Consider the following 12,266-nt stretch of genomic DNA (forward strand, 5'->3'; position numbering starts at 1 on the left):
GGCGGGAGGCAGGCGCCCTCAGGTCGCGGTGAGGGCCATCGGGGCGATGACCTTCACCGGGTGGTCCTGGCGCCACCTCGGTGCGGAGACGGCCGGCTGCCCGGCCTTCCCCACACGGCCACCTGCGTCGAGCCCCTCTCTTGACATGCCCATAACCATTCACGATTCTTGGACGGCATTCTTCCATCGATGTAAAAACCCGTGAGGGAGGGAACCATGAAGACTCCACGCCGACTTCTGGGTGCCGCCGCTTTCGTGCTGTCCGGCGTCGCAGTCGCAGTGCTCTCGCTGTCGGGGGCCGATCCCGCCCAGGCGGGCCAGACCGCTCTCCGGGCCGCCGATCCCAGCGTTATCCGGGTCGGGGGCACCTACGTATCGGTGCAGGTGGCCGGTGGGGGCATCGCCGTGCGCCAGGCTTCATCGACGGCCGCACTGGCTTCGGCTCCCGCACGGCAGGTCTGGTCGGACACCCGCAATCTGGGGGAGGTCTGGGCCCCGGAGATCGTGAGGGACGGAGGCCGCTACCACATCTACTTCGCCGCAGGCCGTGGAGCGGCCCACCGGATGTACGTGATCAGCTCCTCCGACGCGGCCGGCGGATACGGCGGCGAGACGAGAATGGCTCTGCCCGACGACAAGTGGGCGATCGACGGCGCCCCGTTCACCTTCAACGGCCAGCGCTGGTTCGTCTGGTCGGGCTGGGCCGGTGACACCAACGTCGAGCAGAACCTCTACATCGCCCGGATGAGCGGCCCGACCACGACGACCGGCGCACGCTACGTCATCTCGCAGCCCAGGGAGAGCTGGGAGCGGGTGGTCGGCAACCCGTTCATCAACGAGGCGCCCGAGCCGATCAGGGACCCGAACGGCCAGCTGCACATCGTGTACTCGGCCAACGGGAGCTGGAGCGAGCAGTACTGCCTGGCCGACCTGCGCCTGCGGGCCGGTGGCGACCCGACCCACGTGTGGGACTGGTACAAGTCGAACGGCTGCCTGTTCGGGTCGAACCGCGCGACGATGATGGCCGGCTGGGACCCGACGCTGTACGTCAACGGCCCGGGACACCACAGTTTCGTCCTGCTCGACGGTGACATCAACACCAGCCCGCCCGCCGGCCCGAGGTTCCCCCTGATGTTCCACGCGGTCCCGAAGGGAACGCCGTACGCGTGGGAGAACCGGTACTGGTACACCGGCACGTTCGCCTGGTGGGGCAACACCACCTACAGCCGGGCCAACGTGCCCGGGCCGAACACCGACACCGGATGGAGCATCAAGTTCTTCGAGTGAACGGGAGGGCTCCGCGAACCCGCGCGCCTGAGTAGTCACAGCAGGCCGTGATCGTGCGCGTAGATCGCCGCAACGGGAGCCGGAGCCGCGGCCCCCGCGCCCGGCCGGCTCACCGAGGAGCGGCGCCCGGCGCCCGGCGCCCAGGTACCCGGGGCCGGGGGCCGGGATCGTCCCGGCCCCCGGCCCCTCACGCATCCCGCGTCACTCCCTGCGGGTCGGCATCACGGGAGCACCCACTTCTGGTTGGAGCCGGTATGGCAGCTCCACAAGTGGGCCGCCGTACCGTCGTTCCAGACTCCTCCGGACGCGTCGAGGCACTTGCCGGACAGCGGATTGCGCAGCGTGCCGTCTGCCTGGGGCTGCCAGGTCTGGGCGGCGGTGCCGTTGCACGTCCACAGCTGGACCTTCGTGCCGTCGGCGGTTCCGGCGTTGTCCACGTCCAGGCACTTGCCCAGCGCGCGCAGGGTTCCGTCACCGGGAACCGTCCACTGCTGAGGGGCGCTGCCGTTGCAGGTCCACAGCTGGATCTTCGTGCCGTCGGTGGTTACGCCGTGGTCCACGTCCAGGCACTTGGCGTTGACCCCCTTCACCTCACCCGTCCGGGACGTGGCGCCCGGCAGCTGGTTCATCGTGTACCAGGCTTCGGTACTCCACAGCTGCTTGCCGTCGCTCGCACTGAACGGGCGGGCCGAGCGCACGTGCACGACCCGGTCGGCCTTGAGCCCCGGAACCGTCAGGGTGACCGTCTTGCGGTCGGCGGAGAGGGTGGCCGACTGCGCGGTGAGGGTCTCCTCGTCGACCTTGGGGCCGCCGTACGCGGCGGTCGGCACGTACCGCCACTGCTTGAACTTGTACCGGCCGGCCAGATTCACCGCCGTCTCCGTCGACACCGGCTGGGTGTACTCAAGGGCGAAGCCACCCGGCACGGCGCGCATGGCGCGGATGTCGAAGGCGTCGGTCCCGTTGGGCGTCAACTTCTGGAGCCCGTGGCTGAGTTTGCCCTCCTGGCCCCAGTTGCCGCCCGCACCGAGTCCGCCCGCGTAGATCGCGCCGTCCGGGCCGACGCTGATGCGGGTGACACCGGCCTCCAGCCCCTGGGTGAGGCGGAACACCGCGCCCTGGTACTCACCGCCGACCTTCTCGAGGAACCCGCGCTGTATGCCTCCGTAGGTCACGTCACCGAAGAGCATCTGGCCGGCGAACGGACCGCTCTGCAACTGAAGTGGCGTACTGGGGGAGTTGGCGATCTCGTTCTGCGGCAGCCACAGAACGGGCTTGGTCACCGCCCTGGAGTCGAAGGGGCCGTCCGGGTTGGTGTAGTGGTTGAAGAAGCGGTCCTGTTTGATGTGGACCAGCTTCGACGAGGGCAGCCACCCGCCCTGGTTGTCGGTGACGAACATGTCACCCTCCGGGCCCCATCCGATGCCGTTGGGTGTGCGCAGGCCACCGGCGACATAACTGACCGCTCCCGTCGCCTTGCTGATCTTGATCGTGGTGCCGCGGTTCGCCGCCGGCTGCGGGTCCGTCGTCGCACCGCCGTAGTTGATCGAGACCGACAGGTTCAGGTAGAAGAACCCGTCCTTGTACAGCAGACCGAAGGCGAACTCGTGGAAGTTGTTGCCGAAGGGCCAGGTGGCGACCCGGCGGTACTGGTCGGTGACCTCGTCACCATTGGTGTCGTTGAGCTCCGTCAGCTCGTGCTTCTGCGACACGTACAGCTTGCCGTCCACGTACTTGACGCCCATCGGCTCCTTGAGGCCGGACGCCACCTTCTTGTAGGTCACCTTGTCCGGGCCGGTGCTCCCTGTGACGTTGCTCAGCAGGTACACCTCTCCGGTCGTGTTGTTGCTGCCGCCCCACGTGGTCACGGCCAGGCGGCCGTCGGGCAGCCAGTCCATCGCCGAGACCTGCGGCTCGAAGCCGCTGGGCCGCAGGTTGGTCAGGGTGTAGTTGGGGTGCACGCCGGTCAGCGGCAGGCCGTCGCCGGGTGAGTCGGCCCCTCCCTCGCACTCCTTGCGGCCGGGTGAGGTCACCCGTACGACGTCGGCGTCGGTGCTGAGGACGGAGTTCGGCACGGTGGTGAAGCCGGAGGCGCCCGGTGGCTTCCACGCCAGCGTCACCTGCTGGCCGCCGGCGCGCTCGAAGTGCTCGATGCGCAGGGAGTGGTGGCCGGCGGTGAGGTCGGCCGTACCGTCCTTGGGCTCCGCGCCGTGCAGCCCGTCGTGGGTGATGACCGGTTTGTCGTCGATGAGCAGCCGGGAGCCGTCGTCGCTGGTGAGCCGGAAGGTGTAGGTCCCGGCAGCGGAGGCGTTGAGGTTGGCGATGGTCTGCGAGACGAAGTTGGAGCCCAGGCCGAAGTCGGCGTCCGTGGACCAGTCGATGACCGGCATCAGTTTGTCGACGTTGGGTGTCTGCCCCGGCTTGAGGGTGCAGAGCTCGTTCAGCGGCACCTGGACGTCGAAGACGCGCAAGGTGACGCCGGGTTGCTGCGGCGGGAGCGCGGCGGCGGACGGAGCGGCCGGGGCGGCCGTGACGGCGGGGGACGACAGGCCGAGCGTCAGTAACGACGCGACGAGGGTGCCGGCCAGGCGTCTGCCGAGCGGATGGGAGAACAGCCGTGGATACACGTAACCTCCAGTTCGATCCCCGGAGTCGGGGAACGATTCGGGCAAGCGGGAGATCCACCGCTGCCGGGGCGCGCCGTCGTCCCGGACACGGAGAAGTGCGAACGGGGACCGTGAAGTACGGACCGTCGCGTCGGACACGGTAGGGACTTGTGATGGAGCCGTCCATACTTTGTCACCGAAGTGTGCAAAGTTCTGTCGCGCTTCCTCACGGTGGCTCCGTTTCCCCTTCGGCTGCCGGTCCGCTTCGGCGCCAGGGCGATGTCACCGCTCCCTGGGGCTCCCTGCCGAGGAGTTCGCTCTCACGTCCAGGCGCTTTGTCCCTTCACTGGAGAAAGTTGCGATCTCTGGCGTCAAAGGGCTTCCTGGCCGGTGAAAAGGCCATTACCTTCTGACCTGTACGGGACAACCAGAGCTCGGCGCGTCCCACTCCTCCCGCGCCGGACTCCCGTGTTCCCGGTGTGACGGCGCGCGCCCGCGTTCAGCGCCCGCCCGACTGGGCCGCGCGGACATGACTCCGTCGTCGCCGTGGAGGACGGTGACGACGGAACCGGCCGCGGTACCGGGCCGGTGACGGCGGTGGGACGCGACGCCGAAGCGCCCCGCCGCCGTCGCCCGACACCCGCACCCGGTCTGTCCGTGGGCCGGCTTGAGCGGCTGTCGCGGTGAGGACCGGACGTGCCGTCCGCTCCTTGTCCGTCAGGCGCGCAGCCCCGCCTTCCGCAGGCCGATGGCCGCCAGGTCGGCGATGACCTGTTCGTCGCCGCGCCGCCAAGCCGCTGCGAAGCCGCCGGGTGGCACGGGCAGTGCCGCGAGATCGCGGGGCGGGCCGGTGAGGACGCGCAGCGCGAGGAGATCGGCGCCGCCCGGGCCCTCGGTGATCCGCCGGGTGACGCCGCTGCGGCGGATCCAGCGCAGGCGAGGGGGCAGCCACAGCAGCAGCACGAAGACCACCGGGATGGCGATGAGGGCGACCGTGGTCAGCGTCGCCAGGTGGCTCACCGCGTCCTGGAGCGAACGGCCCGCGTCGGCCAGCCCGTTTCCGGCCTCGGCGGCGGACCTGAGCGGCTTCTGCAACTGGTCCCCGACGAACGGGACCTTCGACGCGGCGTCGCCCGCGTCGCCGAGCCCCTTGGAGAGACTGGTGCCGGCGCCTTCCGCCTTGCGGCCGGGATCGGCCAGCAGCATGATCGCGTCGCGCACGGCCAAGGCCAGTCTCACCGCGGCGTAGATCAGGGCCGCCGCGATCAGGTCCGCGAGGAGCTGGCGGCTCCGACGTGCCGGGGTCTGGGCGTAGAGGCGCATGAGCGTGTTCCTTTTCCGGTAGGGCATCGACGGGCGGCGACTGTCCGTACGGTTACCCCGATCGGATGGGGGCATCGGAGGCGGGGCAACTGTGCACCGCTGACCCCACAACTGGGGTGCCGGCGCTGCTGGGTTCACGTGTTGAGTTGTCGCGTACCGCTGGGCTGCCGCTGTTCGATATCGCTCCGCGCGATGAGAGCGGGCTCGCCGCTGGTGGTCTCCCCCGTGAAGCCGGCGGTGAGCGAGAGGTCATGGGGCGACGTGCAGGTGAGCCTGTCATACCGGGCGCCACGACGCCGCCCCGCTCCACCACGTCGATCCGGCGGGCGGCCCTGCGCCTGCGTTCGCGCGTCTCACATGCCGCCCGGCCGAAGTCCGGGCGTACGGCCTCCGGTTCACGGTGGACCGCGGGAATCACGGCCGGGCGCCACCTGACCAGGCGTCAGCTGTGGGAACCGTCCGGCGGCAGCGGTTCGTAGCGGGCGCGTTGCGCCTCGTGGGCGACCTCGGGGTCATCGTCCAGCTCCAGTGGGGCCAGGAGGCGTTTACGCAACTCCAGGCCGTGGGCGCAGAGCAGCCGGAGTCCGGCCCGGCGTACGTGACGAGGGCGTGCAGGCGCCAGCAGAGAGGCAAGCCACGTCTCGGGGACGAGCAGCACGTAGGGGACGAGTGCTTTGCGGGCGGTACGCACCACAGGGGGGTGGGGGTCTTCCATGGCGGCCATCAGCTCGTCGGGGGAGAGCGTGTCCGTCATGAGGAGAGCGGCGAGTGCGGCGGCGCGCACCCGGCCCTCCGGATGTGCGGCCAGCGGACGCAGGAGAGCTGTCGCGCCGGGTGCCCCGGTTTCGGCCAGACCGAACACGGCTCCCGGTGGCAGGCCGGGAGCGGCCGGGTCCGCGCACAGGGCGCGGTAGTGCGACGGCGGGTCCTCGCCCTCCATCGTGAGCACCAGACGGGCGGCGGAACGCACCCGGGCCGACGGGTCGGTCAGGTGGGCCGCGGCTTCCCGGCCCCGGCCGACCCGGTGCAGTGCCATGACGCCGGAGGACCGCGCCACGGCGGAGGAGGCAGCGAGCAGGGGAGCCAGGAGCTGCCGTGACGCATCGGCGGTGACCTGGGCCAGCAGCGCGGCGAGGCAGAGGTGCCGGACGGCCCGGTCGGGAGCCCCGAGGGCGAGCTCTGCCAGATCGGCAGCCGTGAGCAGCCCTCGCTCCAGGCAGAGCCGCGCCGCCCGTACGCGGACGGGCGGCAGCGGGCTGGTGCGGATCAGGGCGGCCGGGCCGGTCGGCAGCGGGCCGGCCGCGGCCATGACGTGTTCCAGTGCCCAGCCGCCGTGGGGGCGCAGGCTCAGACGCAGGGCCAGGGGCACCATCCGCGACGCCGATGATCCGGACGCGTCGAGGGCCCTGACCGCCATGCGACGGGCCCGCTCCCGCACTCGCGGATGACTGTCGGCGCACCGCGTGAGAAGAAGAGGCAGGAGGGCCGGCCGCCCGGCGGTGAAGGCCAGAGCGGCTTCACGCGCCTGCCACCGGTCGTGGCAGAGGACGATCGCGTTCTCCGGCTCGGAGGGCGGGAACCGCGACCAGGTGACGTCCAGGGCTTCTTCGTCCCAGCGCGGGGCGGCCGCCCAGTCGCCGGCCCCGGGCTCGTCGGCGCGTCGTTGGGGGAGCCCGGCTCCGCGCGGCTGGCCCCCGCCAGGACGTGCGGTCGCCGACCGTATCCGACGGTCGAGGTCGACCCACGCCTCGGGGTCAGCGGTGTCCACGGCCTCGGACAGGGTCTCGCCCAGGAGGAGCCGGTCGTGCGGAGGCAGGCGCGGGGTGGGCGTCAGGGGGATCGTTTTCCGCATGCTCCTAGCCTAGAAGAACCCCTGGTGGCCGCGTCGAGGGATGACCGGCCGACCTGCGCTCCCCTTCCTCGGCTGCCGGGGCCGCCCACCGCCCGCCGGGGTGGCAACTCACCCGCCCCGGCGACTCTTTGGGACCCCCGTACAACCATCTGTGTCGTTCGAGGGTCATATCAAGTGCGAGCAAACCGCTCTCGGGTACACAAGGGGGAAATATGGGAAGTGTCCGTAACATCGCGACTGTCGGGGCGTTGGCCACCATGGTGGTGGGCGCCACCGCCGTGTTCGGCGCGACGGCCTCTGCCGCGCCCAACGTCACACCGCAGGGCGTGTGCGGCAGTGCCTACAAGACGGTGAACTCCGTGGCCGTGGGCTCGCTGGGCACTGTCTACCTGACGTACAACTCCTCGAACGGGAAGAACTGCGTCACGACCATCCGCACCGACCCGGGCACTGCCAAGGTCATGTCCACGTACATCTACGTCCCGGCCACGGAGGCGTCGGCCGGTGACGACGGCCTCTTCACCTCGTACGCGGGGCCGGGCTACGTCTACGGCAAGGGCCACTGCGTGAGTTGGGGCGGCCACATCTCCAACGTGTACGTGTCGGTGGACAACTCCAACTGTGCGGCGCGCAAGGAAAGCCGGACCACCGAGATCCGCTGACCGGGAGCCACCCGGACCGTACGTCACCGCGCCTCCGTCTCCTGGAGCCGGACCGCCTCACAGCGGACTGACCCCAGGCGGCGCGGGACCTCGTGGAAGGGCCGGTCCGGCACTCCGGAAGCCGGGTAAGGGGGCGGTGTCTGCCAACGGGAGACACCGCCCTCACCCCTGCTCCCGTGCGGCGCCTGCCGCCGTCCCGCCACCGCCTGTGCGGTCTGCGGGGCGGCGGCAGGCGCCTTCGCCGCCACGGTGTGCGGTGCGGTGGGCGTGGCGATCTGGTCGCACCCCGGACCGCACCTCCACGGTGCGGTCAACCCCCCCGGCGGGCCGATGACCGCTGAGCGCGCGGCCCCTTCGCGGCTGCCCGGGCCCGCGGCGCTCACGCCAGGACCCGGGCGGATGGCTCTGATCCCTCTTCACGAACTACTGTGCGGTCGGGTCGGCACAACAGGGCCGGCAGTCGGAGGAGAGGGCTCATGGGGACAGTCGTCCATGTTCCGCAGACGCGGGACATGATCGGAGAGGAACTCTCGGGGGACGAAGCTCTCCGCGCGCTGCGCCACTACGGCGGCCGCAAGCTGTTCCTCGACGCTTTCGCACGGTTCCGGTACGCCGACGGGTTCAGTTTCGCGAGGTCCCTCGGTTTCCAGGTGGTCGTGGGCATGGTGCCCTTCTTGATCGCGCTGGTGGGCGTGGCGACGACGGTGCACACGGAAGGTGTCGCCCGCGTGATCGAGCTGACGCTGGGTAGGATCGTGCCCGGTGCCAGCGCCGAACTCGTGCAGGGAGCGCTGCGGGACACCCGCCACAGCGCGGGGTCCACGCCGGCGGGAGCGCTGGCCATGTGGTTGGGTCTCGGCTTCGCCGTGCTCAACCTCGCCTCGGCGATGGGCCAGATCGAACGGGGCTGCAACCGCATCTACGGCATCGAGCGCGACCGCCCGTTCCTCGTCAAATACGGCCGCAGCCTGCTGCTGGCCGTCGCCGCGGGGCTGCCGTTGCTGCTCGGGTTCCTCGTACTGGTCGCAGGCGAGGCGGTCGGGGACTCGGTGGTGGAGGCACTTCGCTGGTCGCCGTCCTGGCTCGCCTGGTGGGGCGTTCTCGAAATTCCGGTCGGGACGGTCTGCGCCGGACTGGCCTCCGCGGTGATCTTCCGCTGGTCACCCCGGCGTGTGCAGCCCGGCTACACCTGGCTGGTCTTCGGGTCTGCGGTGCATCTGGTCCTGTGGGTGGCGGCCACCTGGCTGCTCGCGTTCTACGTGGCCAAGAGCGGATCGTTCGGTGCTGTCTACGGGCCGCTGACGGCTTTCGTGGCGCTGCTGCTGTGGGCGAACGTGACCGGCATCGCCCTGTTCCTCGGGATCGCCTTCGCGGCCCAGCTGGAGGCCGCCAGAGCCGGCATCACCGAGCCCGTCCACCCGGACCCCGGGACCGGGCCCTGACAGCGGCCGGTCGGCGGAGCCTCCGTTTTCCAGGACTCCAGCGCGGCCGGACGGACTGACAGGCACCCGTCACGCGGGCGACGCGCGGCGTCCCGTTCCGCCCCCCGCGTCGGCGGGATGCATCGGTCGCCGCAAACGGGGCAGGCGCCAGACATGCAGGGAAGCTACGCACAGCCCGTGACGTACCCACTCCGGGGTGCGCCTCTTGGTGAGGCGCACCATGCAGAAGCCATCGCGCACCACGGCGCCGGGGGTCGCCACCGGCTGCGCCGACACCGCAAAGGAGCCTGGCATCGCCGCCTGCTCGCCTACCGCGAGGTCGAGTTGGTGCAGCCGCCGGTTCAGAACAGCGGCGAGACGCAGTGTCTGCTCCTCGTGCACGTCCGCAAGGTCATCGGTGAGGTGGATTTCCGCCTCTGCGACTCCTGCGCGGAGGGAGTCATCACCGACATGGTGATCGAGAAACAGTTCCATCGCAGCGGGCTGGGCACGAGGGCGCTCTCACACCTGCGGGCCCAGTACCCGGGAATCGTCTGGAGCACCACGCTCGACCGCCGCGTGACGCGCGATCTCATGCGCCGGATGCGGGTGCCGAGGCAGGCCGGGGGCAGCCGGTGCTCCCACGCGGACGGATGAGAGGAAACCTCTCCCCGCCCGCCGGCTGGCCCGGGCCAGGCTCGTCACCGTCGATCAGGTGGCCACCCGGATACCCGCGAGGCGCACATGGCCCGGACCGCACGGCTGGGTAGTCGGCCCGGGCGACCAGCCGCGACGCTGGGCACCAGGTGCTCGGCGCGGCGGCCCTCGCCGGATGGGCCGCCCCGGACTCGGGTCAGCTGGCGGCGAGGAGTTCGAGCGTGTCGATGACCCGGTTCGAGAAGCCCCACTCGTTGTCGTACCACGCCACGACCTTGACGTGTCGGCCCTCGACGCGCGTGAGAGCCGAGTCGAAGATCGCCGAGGCCGGATTACCCGTGATGTCGGACGACACGAGCGGGTCGTCCGAGTACTCCAGTACGCCCGCGAGCGGCCCCTGCGCCGCGGTGCGGTACGCCGCCAGCACGTCCTCGCGCGTCACGTCGCGAGCGACGGTCGTGTTGAGTTCGACGATCGATCCGACCGGAACGGGTACGCGGATCGAGTCGCCCGACAGCTTGCCTTCGAGGTTCGGCAGCACGAGGCCGATCGCCTTGGCCGCGCCTGTCGTGGTCGGCACGATGTTGACAGCGGCCGCGCGGGCGCGGCGGGCGTCGCGGTGCGGGCCGTCCTGGAGGTTCTGCTCCTGCGTGTAGGCGTGCACCGTCGTCATGAAGCCGTGTTCGATTCCGGCCAGATCGTCGAGCACCGAGGCCAGTGGCGCGAGCGCGTTGGTCGTGCACGAGGCGTTCGAGACGATCGTGTGCGCGGCCGGGTCGTACGCGTCGGTGTTGACCCCGAACGCGAGAGTCACATCCGCTCCGTCCGACGGCGCGCTGACGAGTACCCTTTTCGCGCCCGCGTCGATGTGCGCCCGGGCGGCCGTGGCCGACGTGAAGCGGCCGGTCGCCTCCAGCACGATGTCGACGCCGAGCTCGGCCCACGGCAGCTGTGCCGGTTCGCGCTCGGCGAGCACGGAGATGCGACGGCCGTCGACGACGAGGGTGTCCCCGTCGACCGTCACCGGACGGCCGAGCCGGCCCGCGGTCGTGTCGTAGGAGAGCAGCCGCGCGAGGGTGGCGGGCTCCGTCAGGTCGTTTACGGCGACGACCTCCAGGGCGCTGTCGCGTTCGAGCAGCGCGCGCAGCACGTTGCGTCCGATACGGCCGAATCCGTTGATGGCGATGCGAGTCATGAGTGGTGTCCCTTCGGGTTCGCCACCAGGTTCTCGCGCGGCGTCCGTTGCTGACAGCGGCGTGATCGCCACGGTCCGAAAGGATCACGCCACGTGGTCAGGGCGGGCTACCGGCCCTGGGCGAAGGTGCGCCGGTACTCGCTGGGTGTGGTGCCGAGGATGCGCTGGAAGTGGAGCCGCAGATTCGCGCCGGTGCCGAGACCGACGTCGGCCGCGATCTGCTCGATGCCCTGCTGCGAACGTTCCAGCAGCTCACGGGCCACGTCGATGCGGGCTCTCATGACCCACTGCATCGGCGTGTACCCGGTGTCCTCGACGAAGCGCCGGGAGAACGTGCGCGGCGACACCGCCGCATGCCGGGCGAGCACGTCGAGGCTGAGGGGTTCGCCGAGCCGGTGCAGTGCCCACTCCCGGGTGGCGGCGAACCGCTCGCCGAGCGACTCGGGCACACTGCGCGGCACGTACTGCGCCTGACCGCCGCTGCGGTAGGGGGCCGCCACCAGACGGCGGGCCGCGTGGTTCGACGCGGACACCCCCAGATCGCCGCGTAGAACGTGCAGGCACAGATCGATGCCCGAGGCGGCGCCGGCCGACGTCAGCACGCTGCCCTCGTCGACGAAGAGAACGTTCGCGTCGACCCGCACGAGTGGACGTTTCGCTGCGAGTGCCCGCGTGTAATGCCAGTGCGTCGTGGCACGCTTGCCGTCGAGCAGCCCCGTGGCGGCGAGCGCGAAGGCACCCGTGGAGATGGCGGCGAGCCGTGCGCCCCGATGGTGGGCGGCGATCAGCGCATCGACGACGGCCTGCGGCGGGTCGTCGCGGTCCGGGTCGCGGTAGCCGGGAACGAAGACGATGTCCGCCCACGCGAGTGCGTCGAGTCCGTGGGCCACGGAGTACGACAGGCCGTCACCGCCGGCCACGAGACCGGGTGCCGCCCCGCAGACCCGCACCTCGTACGGCATGCTCGCGCGGGTCGTGAAGACCTGCGCGGGGATGCCGACATCGAGCGGCTTCGCACCTTCGAGCACGAGGACGGCGACGTGATGCAGCGGTGAGTCTGGCACGGAGAAGAGGGTACGTGGGGGCTCGCCGAGCCGTACTGCCGCAACCCGCGGGCCGGGGCGACATCGACCCGCGGTATGCGAACGGGCCCTCTCGACGTCGAGGACGGAGACCCGGCGCTTGAACCGGGGTCCGGTCTCGTGCCGTACCTGGCCGAATACCTTGGCGGCCGCCTGTCCTGAGGCGATGATTCTGCCGGGC

Annotated in this window: 10 protein-coding genes; 4 read left to right on the forward strand and 6 right to left on the reverse strand. The window is 70.7% G+C overall.

Features of this window, described 5'->3' with window-relative positions; genetic code table 11:
* Window positions 1-18: 18 nt before the first annotated feature.
* Window positions 19-147: a hypothetical protein gene (locus tag Sfulv_RS30825; protein ID WP_256669159.1), complete on the reverse strand. Its 129-nt coding sequence runs from the start codon at window positions 145-147 to the stop codon at window positions 19-21.
* A gap of 69 nt (window positions 148-216) precedes the next feature.
* Here Sfulv_RS30825 and Sfulv_RS27630 point away from each other — a divergent pair, with 69 nt between their 5' ends.
* Window positions 217-1,287 (forward strand): glycoside hydrolase family 43 protein, encoded by a 1,071-nt coding sequence (locus Sfulv_RS27630; protein WP_173317157.1) that lies wholly within the window; start codon window positions 217-219, stop codon window positions 1,285-1,287.
* A 221-nt stretch (window positions 1,288-1,508) separates the two neighbouring features.
* Here Sfulv_RS27630 and Sfulv_RS27635 read toward each other — a convergent pair whose 3' ends face one another.
* The 3 genes from Sfulv_RS27635 to Sfulv_RS27645 all read right to left on the reverse strand — a co-directional run bounded on the left by Sfulv_RS27635 (window position 1,509) and on the right by Sfulv_RS27645 (window position 7,068).
* Entirely contained in the window at window positions 1,509-3,914 is a 2,406-nt protein-coding gene (locus tag Sfulv_RS27635) for a ricin-type beta-trefoil lectin domain protein (protein WP_173317158.1), read from the reverse strand.
* Window positions 3,915-4,610: 696 nt separating this feature from the next.
* The gene (locus Sfulv_RS27640) at window positions 4,611-5,216 is read right to left on the reverse strand and encodes a hypothetical protein (RefSeq protein WP_173317159.1); all 606 of its coding nucleotides are present in this window, start codon (window positions 5,214-5,216) and stop codon (window positions 4,611-4,613) included.
* A 442-nt stretch (window positions 5,217-5,658) separates the two neighbouring features.
* Window positions 5,659-7,068 carry a HEAT repeat domain-containing protein gene (locus Sfulv_RS27645; protein WP_173317160.1) on the reverse strand — a complete coding sequence of 470 codons (1,410 nt, stop codon included), beginning with the start codon at window positions 7,066-7,068 and terminating at the stop codon, window positions 5,659-5,661.
* 212 nt (window positions 7,069-7,280) lie between these two features.
* Here Sfulv_RS27645 and Sfulv_RS27650 point away from each other — a divergent pair, with 212 nt between their 5' ends.
* From Sfulv_RS27650 to Sfulv_RS30830, 3 genes are all read left to right on the forward strand, one after another.
* Window positions 7,281-7,730 (forward strand): spore-associated protein, encoded by a 450-nt coding sequence (locus Sfulv_RS27650; RefSeq protein WP_173317161.1) that lies wholly within the window; start codon window positions 7,281-7,283, stop codon window positions 7,728-7,730.
* 476 nt (window positions 7,731-8,206) lie between these two features.
* Window positions 8,207-9,172, forward strand: coding sequence for a YihY/virulence factor BrkB family protein (locus tag Sfulv_RS27655; protein WP_173317162.1), 966 nt, complete (start codon window positions 8,207-8,209; stop codon window positions 9,170-9,172).
* Window positions 9,173-9,349: 177 nt separating this feature from the next.
* Window positions 9,350-9,808 (forward strand): hypothetical protein, encoded by a 459-nt coding sequence (locus Sfulv_RS30830; RefSeq protein WP_246353259.1) that lies wholly within the window; start codon window positions 9,350-9,352, stop codon window positions 9,806-9,808.
* Window positions 9,809-10,004: 196 nt separating this feature from the next.
* Here Sfulv_RS30830 and gap read toward each other — a convergent pair whose 3' ends face one another.
* Window positions 10,005-11,003, reverse strand: a complete 999-nt coding sequence (gene gap, locus Sfulv_RS27665; RefSeq protein WP_173317163.1) for a type I glyceraldehyde-3-phosphate dehydrogenase — start codon at window positions 11,001-11,003, stop codon at window positions 10,005-10,007.
* Between the two features lie 107 nt (window positions 11,004-11,110).
* Window positions 11,111-12,067 (reverse strand): GlxA family transcriptional regulator, encoded by a 957-nt coding sequence (locus tag Sfulv_RS27670; protein ID WP_173317164.1) that lies wholly within the window; start codon window positions 12,065-12,067, stop codon window positions 11,111-11,113.
* Between the last annotated feature and the right edge of the window lie 199 nt (window positions 12,068-12,266).

It is taken from the genome of Streptomyces fulvorobeus (genome assembly GCF_013167895.1).
In the GTDB taxonomy this organism is placed as follows: domain Bacteria; phylum Actinomycetota; class Actinomycetes; order Streptomycetales; family Streptomycetaceae; genus Streptomyces; species Streptomyces fulvorobeus.

Bases quoted from the DNA above. Each gene is read 5' to 3' on its own strand.
- Sfulv_RS27645 (WP_173317160.1), bottom strand. From the start codon at position 7,068: ATGCGGAAAACGATCCCCCTGACGCCCACCCCGCGCCTGCCTCCGCAC.
- Sfulv_RS27630 (WP_173317157.1), top strand. From the start codon at position 217: ATGAAGACTCCACGCCGACTTCTGGGTGCCGCCGCTTTCGTGCTGTCC.
- Sfulv_RS27655 (WP_173317162.1), top strand. From the start codon at position 8,207: ATGGGGACAGTCGTCCATGTTCCGCAGACGCGGGACATGATCGGAGAG.
- Sfulv_RS30825 (WP_256669159.1), bottom strand. From the start codon at position 147: ATGTCAAGAGAGGGGCTCGACGCAGGTGGCCGTGTGGGGAAGGCCGGG.
- Sfulv_RS27650 (WP_173317161.1), top strand. From the start codon at position 7,281: ATGGGAAGTGTCCGTAACATCGCGACTGTCGGGGCGTTGGCCACCATG.
- Sfulv_RS27640 (WP_173317159.1), bottom strand. From the start codon at position 5,216: ATGCGCCTCTACGCCCAGACCCCGGCACGTCGGAGCCGCCAGCTCCTC.
- gap (WP_173317163.1), bottom strand. From the start codon at position 11,003: ATGACTCGCATCGCCATCAACGGATTCGGCCGTATCGGACGCAACGTG.